Below are 17,616 nucleotides of genomic sequence, written 5' to 3' on the forward strand. Positions count from 1 at the left end.
GCGCCGGGAGCGGTGGGATGCGGCACCGGCGCCGCGGTGTCGGCGGCGCTGCGGCCGCCAACCCCGCCGCCCGCCAGGCGTCCCGTCACCCGGGCAGGGCGCGCCTTCCCCGCCGCGGCGCCTCAGCGGCCGCCGCGATGGGCGATGCGCAGCGCCGCGGAGCCGCCCGAGACCTTCAGCCGCGGCCCGGCCTCCGTGAGGCGGCCATCCTCCAGGCGGAGGACCGAGATGTCCTTGTCCACCATGTTGCCGACGAACAGCGTCCGGCCATCCGGCGCGAAGGCGGCGCCCTGCGCCCAGGTGCCCACCCGGGCCTCCGCCACCACCGACAGGCGCATGGCCTCCACCCGCAGCAGCCGCACCAGGCCGGGGCCGTGGAAGGGCGAGCCGGGCGGCTTGTTGGAGCCGTTCATCACCGTCACGGCCACATGCCGGCCATCCGGGCTGACGGCCAGGCCTTCCGGCGTCTGCCCGACGCTGGCCGTGTCCACCACCCGGTAGGGCTCCTTCGTCAGGTCCAGCAGGCTGACGCTGTCGGCATCGCCGGTGCCGCGGCCGAGATTGGCGACCACCGCCCAGCGCCCGTCCGGCGCGACCACCAGGGCATAGGGGCGGACGCCGGCGGTGATCTCCCGGTCCAGCTTGACGACCTTCTCGCCATCCATCTGCAGCACGTTGATCATGTGGTCGCCGGTGCGGGTCACCAGGGCGTGGCGGCCATCCGGGGTGAAGGCGACATGGCTCACCTCGGAGGAGACCGGGCCGATATCCACCTTCCCCGCCGGCGTGACCTGGCCGTTATGGAGGCGGAAGACGCTGACCGAGCCATCGGCGCGGTTGGCGACCAGCGCCATCGTGCCGGCGCGGTTGATGGTGACGCCGGCCGGGCCGGCGCCGGTCGGCAGCGTCGCCGCGATGCGCGGCGGCGTGGCGGTGAGGTCGATGACCGACAGCGAGTTGCCGGGGGTGAGGCGGCCGGGCTCCGCCGGGTTGGGGCGCTGGTTGGCGGTGACCAGCGCCAGCCGCTCATCCGGGGTGATGGCGATGGAGGTGGGCGGGCCGACCACGCTGGTGGGCACCGGGATCTCGGCGCGCAGGCTGGGCGGGCTGGCCGAGAGGTCGAAGATGGACAGGGTGTCGGGCGCCGGGTCGCGCAGGGTGCGGACCACGCCGTTGTCCAGCACCATCTTGTTGTCGTTGGCCGAGAGCAGGAGCTGCGCCTGGGCCTGGGCCGCGACGCCAAGGACGGGAAGGGCAAGGGCGGCGGCCCCGGCGAGCAGCAGGCGTTTCATTTGGTGAGCCCGATCCCTGTATTTTCGCCGCGAGTGTCGGGCGCGGGGGGCCTGGTGTCCAGCCGGGCGGTGCCTGTTGCGGGGTGGGGCGGCGGCGTGATCCGATGCCGGAATGGTCCATGGGGATGCGCATGCCGGCTGACGCCTTCGCCCTGCCGGCGGACCTGACGGGGCCGGAACGGGCGCTGGTGACCGCCGCCGCAGCCGGGGAGATCTGCGGCTTCGACGCCGCGGCGCCCGAGGCGGCGCGGCGCATCCGCGCAGCGGTGATCGTCGCGCTGCTGCGCGGCCATGCGACGTGGCTGACCGCGCTGGGGCTGCGGCTGCGATGGGCGGTGATCGAGGGGCCGCTCGACCTCGCCGGCCTGGGCAGCGAGGAGGCGCCGGCGCCGCCGCTGGTGCTGTGGGACTCGACCGGGCCTGGGGTTGGATCCGGCGCCGGGCCGTCGGCCGGGCTCGACCTGGAGCTGACCGGGGCGGTGCTGGCGGAACTAGACCTGCGCGGCACCGGGTTGGCGCGGATCGAGGCGCGCGATCTGGTGCTGCGCCGGCGGTTGCTGCTGAATGGCTGCCGCGCCTCGGCGGGCGCGACCCTCACCATGGACGGTGCCCGGATTGGCGGCGACGTCTTCCTCGACGGTGCCAGGATCGCGGGAGAGGTCCGCTTCCTCGGCGCCGGGATCGGCGGGCAGTTCAGCGCCCGCGCGGGGACGAGGATCACCTGCGAGCACGGCGTCGCGCTTGCCTGCGACGCGATGGAGGCCAAGGGTGGTGTCTTCCTCAACGGTGCAAGCATCACAGGCGAAGTCCGCTTCCCCGGCGCCAAAATCGGCGGGCAATTCAATGCCGGCGCCGAGACCACGATCACTCACGAGGACGGCCCCGCGCTCACCTGCGACGGCATCCAGGTCGAAGGCGGCGTCTTCCTCAAGGGCGCCTGCATCACTGGCGAGGTCCGCTTCCTCTCCGCCGAGATCGGCACGCAGTTCAGTACCGGAACGGCAACGAGGATCACGCGCGCGCAGGGCACTGCGCTTGCCTGCGACAGCATGCTTATCAAGGGCGACGTATTGCTCGACGGCTCCACGATCACCGGCCAGGTTCGCTTTCCCGGCGCCGAGATTGGCGGCGCGTTCAGTGTCGGCGCGGGGACAAAGCTCATCCGCGAGAATGGCGAAGCCCTCTATTGCGACGGCATGCGGGTCAAGGGCGACGTGTTGCTCGACGGCTCCGCGATCACCGGCGAGGTCAGCTTCCTCAGCGTCGCAATCAATGGGACGTTGTCGGCTCGCGGGGGCACGCGGATTGTCTCTCCGGGAGGCAATGCCTTGGCCTGCTACAGCGCCACGATCCGGGGTGACGTCTCGCTGCGCGGCGCGACCTGCGACGGGCGGCTGGATTTCCGCGAGGCAGAGATCGGCCGCCTGTTCGATCTGCGCGGCGCCACCCTGGTCGCGGGACAAGGCGGCGCCTGCTCCTTGGATGCGGTCGGCCTGAAGCTGGGTGGCGATCTGCGGCTCGACGCGGCGCCCGGCGCGGCGCAGCCGCTCTCCCCCGCCACCTGCACCGGCGCCGTCCTGCTCGACCGCGCCCGGATCGAGGGCGCGCTGATCCTCACCGGCGCCACCCTGCGGTCGACGCCGGGCGATGCGGAGGACGTTGCCCTCTCCCTCGAACAGGCCCGCATCGAGGCGCGCATCGAGGTCAGCCACCTGCCTGCGGAGACGCGCGGCGTCTTCGACCTGCGCGGCGCCCGGACCGGGCTGCTGGACGATGCCGGCGGCACCGGCTGGGGCGAGCCCTGCCATCCCGCCCAGCCCGAGATGCGGGACGGCAAGCTTCGGGGCGTCCGGTTGCGGCTGGAGGGCTTCACCTATGACCGCCTGCCGGATTTCGAGGATGCCGCGGCAGGCTCGGCGGATGCGAAGGCGCGCAGCCGCCGGCGCCTCGCCTTCCTGATGCGGCAGTTCCCGGGCGAGACGCCGCAGCCGCATCATTTCGCGCCGCAGCCCTTCGACCAGCTGGAGCGCGTGCTGCGCGCCGCCGGCTATCCGCAGGAGGCCGACTGGTTCGCCCGGCAGAAGAACGAGTTCCGTCGCCGCTGCAAGGTGGACCCCCTGGCCGGGCGGTGGTGGAACGGCTTCGTCGGCTTCTTCTTCGGCCATTACTACTCGGTTGGCCGGGCCTTCATGACCCTCGGCCTTATGATGGTGTTGGGCATCACGCTGCTCGGCCTCGCCAACCACACCGGCGCCTATGCCAAGAAGCGGAACGAGATCGACCTCTCCCCGGCCGCGCTGGCCGAGTTGCGGCTGCGGCCGGCGCCCGGCATTGGGCCGCCGCCGCCGGACCGCGAACGCTGCTGGAAGCCGGATGCCTTCGCCGGCCACTGGTCGCCCGCGCTCAGCCGCGGGCTGGAGGTCACGGTCATGGCGCTCGACCTGCTGCTGCCGCTGGTGGACCTGAAGCAGGACAATCGCTGCGAGGTGGATACCGACCGCGACGAGCACCGGCTCTGGTCGAGCGCCCTGGCGGTCTATTCCGGCCTTGGCCTGGTCATCCTGCCGATGTTCCTCGCCACCGTCTCCGGCATCGTCCGGCGCGACAGCGCCGCGAGACACTGATGCCGGGTCCAGGGGTCGCCTGCCCTCCCGGCGCGGGGTTGAACGCCCAGGGCGTTCAACGGCGCGGCGCCGCCTGCTAGCCTCCGGCATGATCGGCATCGACTGGGGCACCACCTCCTTCCGCGCCTACCGCCTGGCGGCGCAGGGCCGCGTCCTCGACAGCCTCGAGCGCGAGGCCGGCATCCTCACCGTCCCGCCCGGCGGCTTCCCCGACGCGCTGCGCGCCGCCATCGCCCCCTGGCTGGCCGAGGGCGATACCCGCGTGCTGCTCTGCGGCATGGTCGGCAGCCGGCAGGGCTGGCAGGAGGCGCCCTACCTCCCCTGCCCCGCCGGCCCGGCGGAGATCGCCGCCGCGGTCATCCCCCTGGCCTTCGAGGGCGCCGAATGCCGCCTCGTCCCCGGCCTCGCCGCCCGCGATGCCGGCGGCGTGCCGGATGTGATGCGGGGTGAGGAGACGAAGCTGGTCGGCCTGCTGGCGGAACTCGGCGACGCCCCGGCCCTGGCCTGCCTGCCCGGCACGCACAGCAAATGGGCCCGCCTCGGCGCCGGCCGGGTCCAGGGCTTCGCCACCCAGATGACCGGGGAGACCCGCGCCGTGCTGCTGCAGCACAGCATCCTGGGTCGCCTCGCGGAACCCGGCCCGGCCTCGGACGAGGCATTCCGCCGCGGCGTCCGGCGGGCGCGGGACCCGGGCGGGCTGCTGCACCACCTCTTCGGCACCCGCGCCCTCGGCCTGATGGGCGACCTGCCCGCCGCCGAGACCGCCAGCTACCTCTCCGGCCTGCTGATCGGGCATGAGATGCTGGCGGTGCTGGCCGAAGGCCTGCCGGACGGCCCGATCCATCTCGCGGGCAGCGAAACCCTGGCCCGGGCCTATGCGCTGGCCTTCGAGGAGCATGGCCTGCCGCATCGCCGCCATGCCGACGACATCGCGGCGCGCGGCCTGGCCCTGATCGCGGAGAGCATCCCATGGTCCCTGCCCTGACCGAATGGCTGGCCCGCAGCCCGCTGGTCGCCATCCTGCGCGGCCTGACGCCGGAGGAAGCCGTCCCGGTGGGCGAGGCGCTGGTCGGCGCCGGCATCACCGTGCTGGAGGTGCCGCTGAACTCGCCCGAGCCGATCGAGAGCATCCGCCGCCTGGCCCGGCATTTCGGCGGCGGCGCGCTGGTCGGCGCCGGCACGGTGATGACGGCGGCGCAGGTCAGCGAGGTGGCGGCGGCCGGCGGCCAGTTGCTGGTCACGCCGCATGCCGATCCGGACCTGGTGCGGGTGGCGAAGACCCGCGGCATGCTGGCGGTGCCGGGCTTCTTCACCCCGGCCGAGGCCTTCTCGCTGCTCGCCGCCGGCGCCGACGGGCTGAAACTGTTCCCGGCCGAAGCCGCCTCCCCCGCCGTGCTGCGGGCGCTGCTGGCGGTGCTGCCAAAGGGGGTGCCGGTGCTGCCGGTGGGCGGCATGGCGGCGGACACGATCGGCCCCTGGCGCGCCGCCGGCGCCGCCGGCTTCGGCATCGGCTCCTCGCTCTACCGGCCGGGCGATGCGCCCGCCCTGGTGCGGGACCGGGCCAGAGCGCTGCAGGACGCCCTGCAGGGCGGTTGAACCGCCTTCGCATCAGGGGCATATGGCGGCCGGGCCAGGGCGGTTTCGGCTGCAACCATCCGCCGCGCGCCGCAGAGAAAGCCGGGAACGTCCATGATCACTCGCCGCACCGCCCTGATGCTGGGCGCCGCCACAACCCTGCCGGCGCTGGCCCTGCCCGGCATCGCCCGCGCGCAGGACGCGCTGACGCTGCGCCTGCACCACTTCCTGCCGGCGGTCTCCAACGTGCACCGCTTCTTCCTGCAGCCCTGGGCGCAGAAGGTGCAGCAGGACAGCGGCGGAAAGCTTCGCATCCAGATCTTCCCGGCCATGCAGCTCGGCGGCGCGCCGCCCCAGCTGTTTGACCAGGCGCGGGACGGCGTGGCCGACATCGTCTGGACCCTGCCGGGCACCACGCCGGGCCGCTTCCCGCGCATCGAGGTGTTCGAGCTGCCCTTCGTCTCGCACAAGCGGGCGATCGCCAACTGCCTCGCCATCCAGGAATTTGCCGAGGCCGAGCTGCGCGAGGAGTTCCGGGAGGTCCACCCGCTCTGCGTGTGGGGCCATGGCGAGGGGCTGATCCATGCCCGGCGCGAGGTGAAGACGCTGGACGACCTGCGCGGCCTGAAGCTGCGCTTCCCGACCCGCCTGACCGGCGAGGCGCTGCGGGCGCTGGGCGCCGCGCCGGTCGGCATGCCGGTGCCGCAGATCCCCGAGGCGATGACCCAGGGCGTGATCGACGGCGCCGTGGTGCCGTGGGAGGTGGTGCCGAGCATCCGCCTGCAGGAGATGGCGCGCTTCCACGCGGAAGTGCCGGGCAGCCCCACCTTCTACATCGCCACTTTCATCCTGGCGATGAACCGGGCGAAGTATGACGGCCTGCCCGCCGAGCTTCGCCAGGTGCTGGACGCCAATAGCGGCCTGGCCGCGGCGCGCATGGCCGCCGTCCCCTGGGATGAGCGCGGGCCGGTGGTCGCCGAGGATGTCCGCAAGCGCGGCAACCAGATCACCGTGATCACCGAGGCCGAGAAGGCCCGTTGGGTGGAGGCGACGAAGCCGGTGGTGGATGCCTGGCTGGCGCAGGCGAAGGAGCGCGGGCTGGACGGCGACGCGCTGCTGGGCAAGGCGCGCGCGCTGGTGGCGAAGCACGGCGCCGGCCTCGCCTGAGGTGCCGGATCCGGACGGTCCGCCGGGCGGCGTCATCGCGCGGCTGGCCCGGCTGCTGGCGCTCGCCGGCGGCCTGGCGCTGCTGGCGACCGCGCTGCTCACCACCTGGAGCGTCCTGCAGCGCTGGCTGACGCGGCAGCCGGTGCCCGGGGATTTCGAGCTGGTCTCGCTCGGCGCCGGGCTTGCCGTCATGGGCTTCCTCGCGCATGGCACGCTGATGCGCAGCAACATCCTGGTGGACAGCGTGACCTCCTGGCTCCCGCGGCGGGTCACCGACGCGGTGGATGCCTTCTGGATGCTGGTCTGGGTGGTGGTGGCGGCCGTGCTGGCGGAACGGCTGTTCGTCGGCGCGCGGGAGACGCTGCGCAGCGGCACCACCACCATGGTGCTGGGGCTGCCGACCTGGTGGGCCATCGGCCTCGGCGCGCTGGGCTTCGCCGCGACCGCGCTGGTCGCCGCCGCCTGGACCCTTCGCCTCGCGCGCGGCCGCTTCTGATGGCGCCGGAGTTCGTCCAGGCCGCGGCGGGCTTCGCCGCGCTGCTCGGCCTGATCGCGCTGCGCTGCCCGGTCGGGCTGGCCATGCTGCTGGTCGGCGCCGGCGGCTATCTCTGGATCGTCGACCTGCCGGTCCTCCTGAATTACCTGAAGACCACGCCCTGGCACCTCTTCGCCAACTACACCCTCTCGGTCATCCCACTCTTCATCCTGATGGGCGCGGTGGCGGAACGCGGCGGGCTGGCGCGCGACCTCTTCGCCGCGGCCAATGCGCTGATCGGCCACAAGCCCGGCGGCATGGCGATGAGCGTGATCGGCGCCTGCGCCGCCTTCGGCGCGGTCTGCGGCAGCAGCGTCGCCACCACCGCCACCTTCGGCCGCGCCGCCCTGCCGGAACTGCGGCGCTACGGCTACGACCCCGGGCTGTCCACCGGCACGGTCGCGGTGGGCGGCACGCTCGGCATCCTGATCCCGCCCAGCGTCATCCTAGTGGTCTATGCCATCAGCACGGAACAGAACATCGCCAAGCTGTTCATGGCGGCGCTGCTCCCGGGGCTGCTGGCGGCGCTGCTGTACATCCTGGCGATCGCCCTGCTGGCGCGGCGGCGGCCGGACCTGATGCCGGCGGCGGCGCGGGTGACGGGCGCGGAGCGGGCGCGCGCCTTCCGCAACGTCATCCCCGTGCTGCTGATCGCGCTGGTGGTGGTGGGCGGCATCTATGGCGGCGTCTTCACCCCGACCGAAAGCGCCGCCATCGGCTGCATCGCCACCCTGGCGGTCGGGCTGCTGCGCGGCTCTCTCGACCTGCGGGGCGCGCTGGATGCGCTGCTGGCCACCGCCGAGACCACGGCGATGATCTTCGTCATCCTGCTGGGGGCGGAGGTGTTCAACGCCTTCCTCGCCCTCACCTCCGCGCCCGAATTGCTGGCGCTGTGGATCAGCGAGCAGGGCTTCGCCCCCTTCGCCGTGCTGGGCCTGCTGCTGCTGGCCTATGTCGTGCTGGGCGCGGTGATGGACGAGCTGGCGATGATCCTGCTGACCCTGCCCATCTTCTTCCCGGTGGTGACGGCGCTGGATTTCGGCCTGGCCTCGTCGGAGGAGGCGGCGATCTGGTTCGGCATCCTGGTGCTGGTGGTGGTGGGCATCGGCCTGACCGCGCCGCCCATCGGGCTGAACGTCTTCGTCGTCAGTTCCCTGGCGCGGGACGTGCCGATCGCCCGCACCTATCGCGGCGTGCTGCCCTTCCTGGCCATGGACCTGCTGCGGCTGGGGCTCTGCGTCGCCTTCCCGGCACTCAGCCTCTGGCTGGTGCGGCTGCTGGCGTAACCGCGCCCGGGGCCGGCGGCGAAGCCCGGGATGGACGCCATCGCCGGAGCGCCGCCCGCATGACCCGCCCCTCCCGCCGCCGCCTCCTCGGCCTGCTGCTGCTGCCCTCCGCCACCTGCGCCCAGCCGCCCGCGCCGGCGCAGACCTATGCCGAGAACGGGCTGGCGATCCGCGGCACCGACCCGGTCGCCTATTTCACCGAAGGGCGGCCGGTGCCGGGCCGGGCGGAATTCCGGCATGACTGGCGCGGCGCCACCTGGCTCTTCGCCTCCGCCGCCAACCGCGATGCCTTCGCCGCCGCGCCGGACCGCTACGCCCCCGCCTATGGCGGCTTCTGCGCCTATGCCGTGTCGGAAGGCTACACCGCACCGACCGACCCCGCCGCCTGGCGCATCGTGGATGGCAGGCTGTTCCTGAACTACGACCGCTCCGTGCAGCGGACCTGGGAGGGCGACATCCCCGGCCGCGTGCGCCGCGGCGATGCGAACTGGCAGCGCCTGCGCCCGGCGGGCGGCTGACGCGGCCGCCGCCGCCGGTTGACCCCGGCCGCGGCCCGGCGCAACTCTCCCGCCCCAGACTTCCGGGAGGGAACGCCATGGCCGAGGCCTTCATCTGCGACGCCGTCCGCACGCCCATCGGGCGCTATGCCGGCGGCCTCGCCCCCGTCCGCGCCGACGACCTGGGCGCCATCCCGCTGCGGGCGCTGCAGGACCGCAACAAGGGCGTGGACTGGGCGGCGGTGGAGGATGTGATCTTCGGCTGCGCGAACCAAGCCGGGGAGGACAACCGCAACGTCGCCCGCATGGCGCTGCTGCTGGCCGGCCTGCCCGACAGCATCCCCGGCAGCACGGTGAACCGGCTCTGCGGGTCCGGCATGGATGCCGTCGGCATCGCCGCCCGCGCCATTAAGGCGGGCGAGGCGGACCTGATGCTGGCCGGCGGGGTCGAGAGCATGACCCGCGCCCCCTATGTCCAGGGCAAGCAGGCCGAAGCCTTCGGCCGCGCCCCCGAGATCTACGACACCACCATCGGCTGGCGCTTCGTCAACCCGAGGATGAAGGCGCAGTACGGCGTGGATTCCATGCCGGAGACGGCCGAGAACGTGGCGCAGGAATTCCAGGTCAGCCGCGCCGACCAGGACGCCTTCGCGCACCGGTCGCAGCAGCGCGCCGGCCGCGCCCAGGCGAGCGGCCGCTTCGCGCAGGAGATCGTCGCGGTGGAGATCCCGCGCCGCAAGGGCGACCCGCTGCGCGTGGAGCAGGACGAGCACCCGCGGCCCGAGACGACGCTGGAGGCGCTGGCGAAGCTGCCGACGCCCTTCCGCAAGGAAGGCGGCAGCGTCACTGCCGGCAATGCCAGCGGCGTGAATGACGGCGCCTGCGCGGTGATCGTCGCCAGCGAGGCGGCGGTCATGAAATACGGCCTGACGCCGCGCGCCCGCGTCCTCGCCACCGCCACGGCCGGCGTCGCGCCGCGCATCATGGGCTTCGGTCCGGCGCCGGCGACCCGCCGCGTGCTGGAGAAGGCCGGGCTCTCGCTGGGCGAGATCGACGTCATCGAGCTGAACGAGGCCTTCGCGGCGCAGGCCCTGGCCGTGACGCGCGACCTCGGCCTGCCCGACGACGCCGAGCATGTGAACCCGAATGGCGGCGCCATCGCGCTCGGCCATCCGCTGGGGATGTCCGGCGCGCGGCTTGTGCAGACGGCGACGCAGGAATTGCACAATCGCCAGGCGCGCTACGCCCTGGCCACCATGTGCATCGGCGTGGGCCAGGGCATCGCCATGGTGATCGAGCGGGTCTGAAGGAAGGCCGGGGGTTCGGCTGCCGCCGCGCGGCGCGCGCGAGCCCACAGAAAGGAAGGGTGGGGTTCGGGGAGGGAATACCTTTCCCTCCCCGACCTTGCCCAGGGAGACCGCCTATGTTCGTCCAGTTGAACGACATCGCCGTGCATGTGCAGGTCACGGGCCCGGCCTCCGCGCCCGCCGTGCTGCTGATGCACTCGCTCGGCACCACGCTGCAGATGTGGGACCCGCAGGCGGAGGCGCTGGCGCAGCGCTACCGCGTCATCCGCATGGACATGCGCGGCCATGGCCTGACCGAGGCGAGCCCTGGCCCCTACACGATGGCCATGCTGGCCGGCGACGCGCTGGCGGTGCTGGACAGCCTGGGCATCGAGAAGGCGCATGTCGGCGGCGTCTCCATCGGCGGCCATATCGCCATGCAGGTGGCGGCGCGGGCGCCGCAGCGCGTGCTGTCCCTGCTGCCCTGCGACACCGCGCTGGAATTCGGCGGCGCCGCCAATTGGCAGGAGAGGATGGACATGGTCGCGGCGAAGGGCCTTGCCGCCGTCGCCGATGCCACCATGGTGCGCTGGGTGCTGGACCAGTCCCTCGCCTCCTCGAAGGGGCTGCGGCGGATGCTGCTGGGCACCGATCCCGCGGGCTGGCTGGGCTGCGCCGCCGCCTTGCGCGACGTGACGCAGGCCGACCTCGTCGGGAAGATCGCCTGCCCCACCACCGTCATCGTCGGCGACCGCGATCCTTCCACCCCGCCGAGCGCCGCCGTCGCCATCCAGGATGCCATTCCCGGCAGCCACCTCGTCACCATCACCGAGGCGGCGCACATCCCGAATTTCGAGCAGGCGCATGCCATGACCCGCGCCGTCCTGCAGCACATGGAGACCGTGACCGCCCTGCCCGCCGCCGCGGCGGAGGCCGGCATGGCGATGCGCAGGCGCGTGCTGGGGGAGGCGCATGTGGCGCGGTCCGAGGCGGCGCTGACGCGGCTCGACCTGCCCTTCCGCGACTTCATCCTGGAAGGCGTCTGGGGCCGCGTCTGGACCCGCCCGGGCCTGTCGGTGCGCGACCGCAGCCTGCTCTGCCTCGGCATCCTTTCCGCCCTGCACCACCATGACGAATTCCGCCTGCATGTGCGCGCCACCCGCAACACGGGCGTCACGCCGGAGGAACTCGGAGAAGTGCTGCTGCAGGTCGCGGCCTATGGCGGCGTGCCGGCGGCCAACACCGCGCTGCGCATCGCCAAGGAGACGCTGAAGGAGATGGAAGGCTGAGATGAGCGTCAATCCCGCCGACAGCCCCGTCCTCGGCGCCCTCTACGGCACGGACGCCATGCGCGCCGTGATGGGGGAGCGTGCCTTCCTCGCCCGCATGCTGGAGGTGGAGGCGGCGCTGGCCCGCGCCCAGGCCCGGCTCGGCATCGTGCCGGAAGGCGCGGCGCACGCCATCACCGCCGCCGCCGATGTGGACCGGCTGGACCTGCCGGCGCTGGCGGCGGCGACGCGCAACACCGGCTATCCCGTGGTCGGGCTGGTGAAGCAGCTCTCGGCCCTGGCGGGGGCGGAGGCCGGGCGCTGGACGCATTGGGGCGCCACCACCCAGGACATCATGGACACCGCCGTGGTGCTGCAGGTGCGCCAGGGCCTGGAGCTGATCGGGACGGAGCTGGAAGCGGTGATCGCCGGCCTGGCGCGGCTGGCGCGCACGCATCGCGCCACCGTCATGGCCGGGCGGACCCATCTGCAGCACGCCCTGCCCGTCACCTTCGGGTACAAATGCGCCGTCTGGCTCTCCCCGCTGGTGACGATGCGGGAGAGGCTGGCGCAGCTTCGCCCGCGGGTGGAGCGGGTGCAGTTCGGCGGCGCCGCCGGTACCCTCGCCTCGCTCGGCGACCAGGGGCTGGCGGTGCAGGCGGAACTGGCGAAGGAACTGGGCCTGGCCCAGCCGGACATCCCCTGGCATGTCGCGCGCGACGGGCTTGCCGAGGCGGTCTGCGTCCTCGGCCTGCTGACCGGCGCGCTGTCCAAGCTTGCGACCGACGTGATCCTGCTGATGCAAACCGAGGTGGCGGAGGTCGCCGAGCCGCACCAGGAAGGCCGCGGCGGCTCCTCCACCATGCCGCAGAAGCGCAACCCCATCTCCTGCGAATACGTCATCGCCCAGGCGCGCGGCGTGCAGGCGCTGGTGCCGCAGATGCTGGGCGCCATGGCGCAGGACCAGGAACGCGGCACCGGGCCCTGGCAGGCGGAGCCGCTGGCCGTCGGCCAGGCCTTCCTGCTCTCGCACGGCGCCCTGGCCTGCGCCCGGGTGATCGCGGAGGGGCTGACGGTGGATGCCGCGCGCATGCAGCGCAACCTGGCCAGCACCGGCGGGCTGATCGTGGCGGAAGCGGTGATGATGGGCCTGGCGCCGGTGATGGGCCGGGGGGAGGCGCATCACATCGTCCACCATGCCTGCGACGTCGCCCTGGCGGAGGGCGTGCCGCTGGCCGAGGCGCTGCTGCGCGACCCGCAACTGGCGCAGAAGCTGCCGCGGGCCGAGGTGGAGCGCCTGACCGACCCGGCGCAGTACCTGGGCGCGGCCGGGGCCTTCGTGGACCGGGTGCTGGCGCGGGTCTGACAACCGGCCGGGCGCACCGGCCGGAGGCTTCCCTAGGGCCGAGCGGCGCGCCACCATCCCGCCGAACCCAACCGATGCCGGAAGGACCCGCGATGAGGGACGTGCACATCGTCCGCCACCCCCTGGTGCAGCACAAGCTGACCCTCATGCGGCAGGCGGAGCGCACCACCAAGGGCTTCCGCGAGCTGCTGAACGAGATCGGCATGCTGCTGTGCTACGAGGTGACGCGCGACCTGCCGCTGGAAGACGTGGAGATCGCGACGCCCCTGACCACCATGATGGCGCCGAAGCTGGCGGGGAAGAAGCTGGTGTTCGCCCCCATCCTGCGCGCCGGCATGGGCTTCGTCGACAGCATGCTGGACCTGGTGCCCAGCGCCCGCGTCGCGCATATCGGCCTGTACCGCGACCCGAAGACGCTGCAGGCGGTGGAATACTACTTCAAGGCGCCGCCCGACGTGGCGGAGCGGCTGGTCATCGTGCTCGACCCCATGCTGGCCACCGCGAACAGCGCCGTCGCGGCGGTGGACCGGCTGAAGGAGCGGGGCTGCAAGGACCTGCGGCTGGTCTGCCTGCTGGCGGCGCCGGAGGGGATCGAGCGCTTCCACGGCGTGCATCCGGAGGTGCCGATCTGGACCGCGGCAGTGGACAGCCACCTGAATGACCACGGGTATATCGTGCCCGGCCTCGGCGATGCCGGCGACCGGATGTTCGGCACGAAGTAAGCGGGAGAGAACGCATGTCCTACACGCAGATCGCGGTGGAGCGCCGCGGCGCCGTCGCCTGGCTGTTCCATGACCGGCCGGCGCTGCGCAACGCCGAGAGCAGCGTGCTGCTGGACGAGCTGGACGACGCGCTGCGCGCGGCGAGCGCCGACGACGCGGTGCGGGTCATCGTCATCGCCGGCAAGGGCGAGCATTTCTCCGCCGGCCACGACCTGAAGGAGGGGCAGGAGAAGCGCCAGGGCTTCAGCGTGGAGCAGCGCTACGCCTATGAGGAGCGGCGCTACCTGGAATACTCCCTGCGCATCTGGGACTGCCCGAAGCCGACCATCGCCGCGGTGCAGGGCGCCTGCATCGCCGGCGGTTTCATGGTGGCGAACATGTGCGACATGATCGTCGCCGCCGAAGATGCCTTCTTCGCTGACCCGGTCTGCAAGACCCTCGCCGCCTCGGCTGTGGAGGTGCTGATGCACCCCTTCGTCATGGGGCTGCGGCAGGCAAAGGAATTCCTCTTCACCGGCCGGCGCATGGGCGCCGCCGAGGCCCACAAGGTCGGCATGGTGAACCGCGTGGTGCCGCGGGCGGACCTGGAGGCGGCGACGCAGGCGCTGGCCGAGGACATCGCGTCGGCGCCGCCTTTCGCCATCAAGCTGACCAAGCGCTCGCTGAACCGGGCCGCCGACATGCAGGGCTTCCGGGATGCGATCAACGCGCATTTCGACACGCATCAGCTCGCGCATGTGACGGAGGAGTTCCGGCGCACGCGGGAAGCCGGCCTGGCCGCCGCCATCGCCCGCGGGAAGGCGCAGACGGCGGCGTAGAGCAGATCCCGCTCAGGTGGACTCACCTGAGCGGGTGAAGATGCTCGTAGAGCCACATGGCTGGCGCGGTTGCCGTGCGCCATGGCGAACGGAAAGCGCCCTGGCCGACGCACCACGAGGGGGATGGCGCCCCCTCGCCCGCCCATCGTCCCGGCCAGCATCCGCGCAGACCGGGACGATCACGCTGACGGCCGCCACGCCAGGCCTGCGGGCCGGCGTCAGGCCTTGCGCACGCCCCAGAAGGTCGGGAAGCCGCGTGCGACATTGGTGACATTGGTGCGGTAGGCGGTGGGCTGGACGAACTGGCCGAGCGGGATGCTCGGCACGTCCTGCATGCACTGCACCTGCATGTCCCGGCAGATCGCCTGCTGCGCCGCGAGGTCCGGCGCGTCGAACCAGGCGTTGCGCAGCGCCTCCAGCTTCGGGCTGGTGCACCAGCCCGGCCAGGCGGAGGGCTGGTCGCCATTGCCGCGGATGGCGTAGTGGTTGGACGGGTCCATGTGGTCCGCGCCCTCCCAGCCGGTCGAGAAGCAGGACCAGCCGCCCTGGTCGGCCGGGCCTTTGTTGTTGCGCCGCTGCAGCATGGTGCCCCAGTCGGTCGCGACGTAGTCCAGGTTCAGGCCGATCTTCTGCATGGCATCGGCCGCCACCTCGCCGATCGCCTTGAACTGCGCATAGTCGGTGGCGACCAGCATCGGCACCTTCTCGCCGCCATAGCCGGAGGCCTTCAGCATCTCCCGCGCCTTGTCGAGGTTGCGCGGGCCCTTCAGCGGCTCCAGCCCCGCCTCGCTCGCCATCGGCGTGTTCGGGCAGAAGACGCCGTGCGGGACGTGGAAATCCTTCGGGTCGGTGCCGACGATGGCCTGCATGAAGCTGGCCTGGTCGAAGGCGTAGAGCAGCGCCTGGCGCGCCAGCGGCTTGTCGAAGGGCGGCTGCAGGTGGTTCAGCCGCATCATGTTCACCGCGCCCGTGGGGTTGGTGGTGTCGATCCTCACGCGACGGTCGCGCCGCAGCAGCGGCATCAGGTCGTGGGTCGGGTTCTCCCACCAGTCCTGCTCACCGCGCTGCAGGGCGGCAACCTTGGTGGCGGCGTCGGTGATGGTGGTCCATTCGACGCGGTCGAAATGCACCAGCTTCGCGCCGCTGTTCCAGTCCGGCGCGCCGCCCTGGCGCGGCACGTATCTCTCGAACTTCGCATAGACGTTGCGGGAACCCGGCACGCGCTCGCCCGCCACGAAGCGGAAGGGGCCGCTCCCCACCATTTCCGTGACCTGGCGGAAGGGGTCGGTGTTCGCCAGCCGCTCCGGCATCATCGCCGGCATGGGGGAGGTGACCTTGCCCAGCGCATCCGGCAGCAGCGGGAAGGGCCGCTTCAGGCGGAAGACGATGCGGCGATCGTCGGGCGCCGAAAGCTCCTCGGTCGCCTGCATCAGCGCATCGCCGAGCGCATCGCGCCGCGCCCAGCGGCGGATGGAGGCGACGCAGTCCCGCGCCAGCACCTTCTCACCATCATGCCAGAGCAGGCCTTCGCGCAGCGTCAGCGTCCAGCGCCGGCCATCCTCCTCGACCACATGGCCTTCCACCATCTGCGGATGGGCCTTGAAGCTGCTGTCCTGGCCATAGAGCGTGTCGAAGACCATGTGGCCATGGCCGCGCGTGACATAGGCCGTGGTGAAATGCGGATCGAGGAAGGCGAGGTCGATCTGCGGGATGAAGCGCAGCACGTTGCTGCCCTGCGCCAGGGCGAAGCGCGGCGCGGCCAGGCCGGCCAGCCCGGCGGCGAGGAGGGTGCGGCGGTTCATCGGCGGCGGTCCTGCATGCGATGGTTCCTTGCGGCGGGGACCGGCGTTTTCCTCGTTGCGCGAAAGGCTACCAGCAGGCGCGACGGCGCGCCAAGCGGGGGTCAGACGAAGGTCAGCAGGCGGCGCGGATTGCCGACGAGGATGGCGTCGATCTCGGCCTCGGCGAAGCCGCGGGCGCGCATCATGGGGACGACATTCTCGAAGATGTGGCCATAGCCATGGCCACCCCAGCGGGTCAGCCGCGTGCGGTAGCAGATGTCATGGCTGATCACGACGCGCTCCAGATGGCCGCGGGCGATCAGCGCGCGGATCAGCCGCAGCCGCACCGCATCGTTCGGCATGTCGATGTCGGAGAGCGCGTAGTAGCTTGCTTCCTGCCCGAAGAGGTCGAATTCGATCACGACACCGGCATCGGCCAGGCGAAGCAGCCGTGCTTCGTCGAAGATGGTGCGGTCGACATGGCTGATGATGACGCGCGACGGGTCGGCGCCATGGGCATGGACGAAGTCGGCGATCTCCTGCGGCTGGTCGGGGTGGCGGCCGGGATGGACATTCACCGCCGTGCCGGTCTCCGCCATGGCGAGCAGGGCGCCGGCCATCACCCGCTTCTCCTGCGCGGTCCAGGGTGCCTGGCAACCGATCTCGCCGATGATCCCGGCGCGGATATCCGTACCCCAGGCGCCGAGCTGGACCTGGTCGGTCATCTCACGCGCGAAGTCGTCGGCGCTGCGATCGGCATTCGCCGGGTCCTGGTATTCATGCACGTAGTGGCCGCAGCCCATGACGATGTGCAGGCCGGCGGCTTCGGCCAGGCGGGCGAGCGCCGCCGGGTCGGGGTCGAGGCCGCCGCAGGTCAGTTCGACCATCGTGGTGCCGCCGGCGGCGCGCATGGCGGCGAGTTCGGCGACGGCGGTCGGTTCGCAGCGGAAGCGCAGATTGCCCGGCGCCTTCTTCTTGCGGCCGTAGTTGATGGCGAAGCAATTGCAGAGCGTGATGTCGGGCCCCTGGTCGGGATCGGCGCGCATCTCCGGCGTGCGGATGTCCCAGATCAGGTGCTCATGCATCAGGGTCGGACCGAGCACGGCGGGATCGATCACGCCGAGGACCGTCTGGGCGCGGCCGCGCAATGCGTCGCGGGTCAGGCGGGCCATGCGGCACCCGGGCGCGAAGTGCGAAGTGGGGCGGGCATGGTCATGGCGGCACTCCGGCGGACGCGGCCATGCGATGCTGCCGTGCGGCGGGCGGTGCGGGAAGGGGTGCGCCCCCCTGTGCACGAAAAAGGCGCCGTCCCTGGTGATGGGTCGGCGCCTTGTATTTGGATGCGGGGACAGGATTTGAACCTGTGACCTTCAGGTTATGAGCCTGACGAGCTACCGGG

At 72.2% G+C, this 17,616-nt stretch carries 15 protein-coding genes; 12 read left to right on the top strand and 3 right to left on the bottom strand.

Going from position 1 to position 17,616, the window contains the following annotated elements:
- Nucleotides 1-122 precede the first annotated feature (122 nt).
- Nucleotides 123-1,292: a lactonase family protein gene (locus E2C05_RS17880; protein WP_133221013.1), complete on the bottom strand. Its 1,170-nt coding sequence runs from the start codon at nt 1,290-1,292 to the stop codon at nt 123-125.
- Nucleotides 1,293-1,423: 131 nt separating this feature from the next.
- On the opposite strand from E2C05_RS17880, the gene E2C05_RS17885 reads away from it, so the two are divergent.
- The 12 genes from E2C05_RS17885 to E2C05_RS17940 all read left to right on the top strand — a co-directional run bounded on the left by E2C05_RS17885 (nt 1,424) and on the right by E2C05_RS17940 (nt 14,436).
- Complete coding sequence (locus tag E2C05_RS17885) at nt 1,424-3,916, top strand: hypothetical protein (protein WP_133221014.1); 2,493 nt, start codon at nt 1,424-1,426, stop codon at nt 3,914-3,916.
- A gap of 88 nt (nt 3,917-4,004) precedes the next feature.
- Nucleotides 4,005-4,901 (top strand): 2-dehydro-3-deoxygalactonokinase, encoded by an 897-nt coding sequence (locus E2C05_RS17890; RefSeq protein WP_133221015.1) that lies wholly within the window; start codon nt 4,005-4,007, stop codon nt 4,899-4,901.
- The gene (locus tag E2C05_RS17895; RefSeq protein WP_133221016.1) at nt 4,886-5,512 is read left to right on the top strand and encodes a 2-dehydro-3-deoxy-6-phosphogalactonate aldolase; all 627 of its coding nucleotides are present in this window, start codon (nt 4,886-4,888) and stop codon (nt 5,510-5,512) included. The genes E2C05_RS17890 and E2C05_RS17895 overlap by 16 nt, the downstream gene beginning before the upstream one ends.
- A gap of 93 nt (nt 5,513-5,605) precedes the next feature.
- Entirely contained in the window at nt 5,606-6,658 is a 1,053-nt protein-coding gene (locus E2C05_RS17900; RefSeq protein ID WP_133221017.1) for a TRAP transporter substrate-binding protein, read from the top strand.
- A gap of 1 nt (nt 6,659) precedes the next feature.
- The gene (locus E2C05_RS17905; RefSeq protein WP_240046774.1) at nt 6,660-7,154 is read left to right on the top strand and encodes a TRAP transporter small permease; all 495 of its coding nucleotides are present in this window, start codon (nt 6,660-6,662) and stop codon (nt 7,152-7,154) included.
- Nucleotides 7,154-8,479, top strand: coding sequence for a TRAP transporter large permease (locus tag E2C05_RS17910; protein ID WP_133221019.1), 1,326 nt, complete (start codon nt 7,154-7,156; stop codon nt 8,477-8,479). Before E2C05_RS17905 ends, E2C05_RS17910 begins: the two co-directional genes overlap by 1 nt.
- Nucleotides 8,480-8,538: 59 nt before the next feature.
- On the top strand, nt 8,539-8,997 hold the full coding sequence (locus E2C05_RS17915) for a YHS domain-containing (seleno)protein (RefSeq protein WP_133221020.1): 459 nt from the start codon (nt 8,539-8,541) through the stop codon (nt 8,995-8,997).
- Between the two features lie 77 nt (nt 8,998-9,074).
- Nucleotides 9,075-10,283: a 3-oxoadipyl-CoA thiolase gene (gene pcaF / locus E2C05_RS17920; RefSeq protein WP_133221021.1), complete on the top strand. Its 1,209-nt coding sequence runs from the start codon at nt 9,075-9,077 to the stop codon at nt 10,281-10,283.
- Between the two features lie 116 nt (nt 10,284-10,399).
- Entirely contained in the window at nt 10,400-11,551 is a 1,152-nt protein-coding gene (pcaDC, locus tag E2C05_RS17925) for a bifunctional 3-oxoadipate enol-lactonase/4-carboxymuconolactone decarboxylase PcaDC (protein WP_133221022.1), read from the top strand.
- Nucleotide 11,552: 1 nt separating this feature from the next.
- Nucleotides 11,553-12,896 carry a 3-carboxy-cis,cis-muconate cycloisomerase gene (gene pcaB / locus E2C05_RS17930; RefSeq protein WP_133221023.1) on the top strand — a complete coding sequence of 448 codons (1,344 nt, stop codon included), beginning with the start codon at nt 11,553-11,555 and terminating at the stop codon, nt 12,894-12,896.
- A 92-nt stretch (nt 12,897-12,988) separates the two neighbouring features.
- Nucleotides 12,989-13,618 (top strand): uracil phosphoribosyltransferase, encoded by a 630-nt coding sequence (gene upp, locus E2C05_RS17935; RefSeq protein WP_133221024.1) that lies wholly within the window; start codon nt 12,989-12,991, stop codon nt 13,616-13,618.
- A 14-nt stretch (nt 13,619-13,632) separates the two neighbouring features.
- Nucleotides 13,633-14,436: an enoyl-CoA hydratase gene (locus E2C05_RS17940; protein WP_133221025.1), complete on the top strand. Its 804-nt coding sequence runs from the start codon at nt 13,633-13,635 to the stop codon at nt 14,434-14,436.
- Nucleotides 14,437-14,654: 218 nt separating this feature from the next.
- Here the strand turns inward: E2C05_RS17940 and E2C05_RS17945 are convergent, their stop codons facing one another.
- A complete protein-coding gene (locus tag E2C05_RS17945; protein ID WP_133221026.1) occupies nt 14,655-16,238 on the bottom strand; it encodes an ABC transporter substrate-binding protein in 1,584 nt (527 codons plus the stop codon).
- A gap of 101 nt (nt 16,239-16,339) precedes the next feature.
- Nucleotides 16,340-17,389 (bottom strand): phosphotriesterase family protein, encoded by a 1,050-nt coding sequence (locus E2C05_RS17950; RefSeq protein WP_133221027.1) that lies wholly within the window; start codon nt 17,387-17,389, stop codon nt 16,340-16,342.
- Between the last annotated feature and the right edge of the window lie 227 nt (nt 17,390-17,616).

The organism is Paracraurococcus ruber (assembly GCF_004353985.1).
Taxonomy (GTDB): domain Bacteria; phylum Pseudomonadota; class Alphaproteobacteria; order Acetobacterales; family Acetobacteraceae; genus Paracraurococcus; species Paracraurococcus ruber.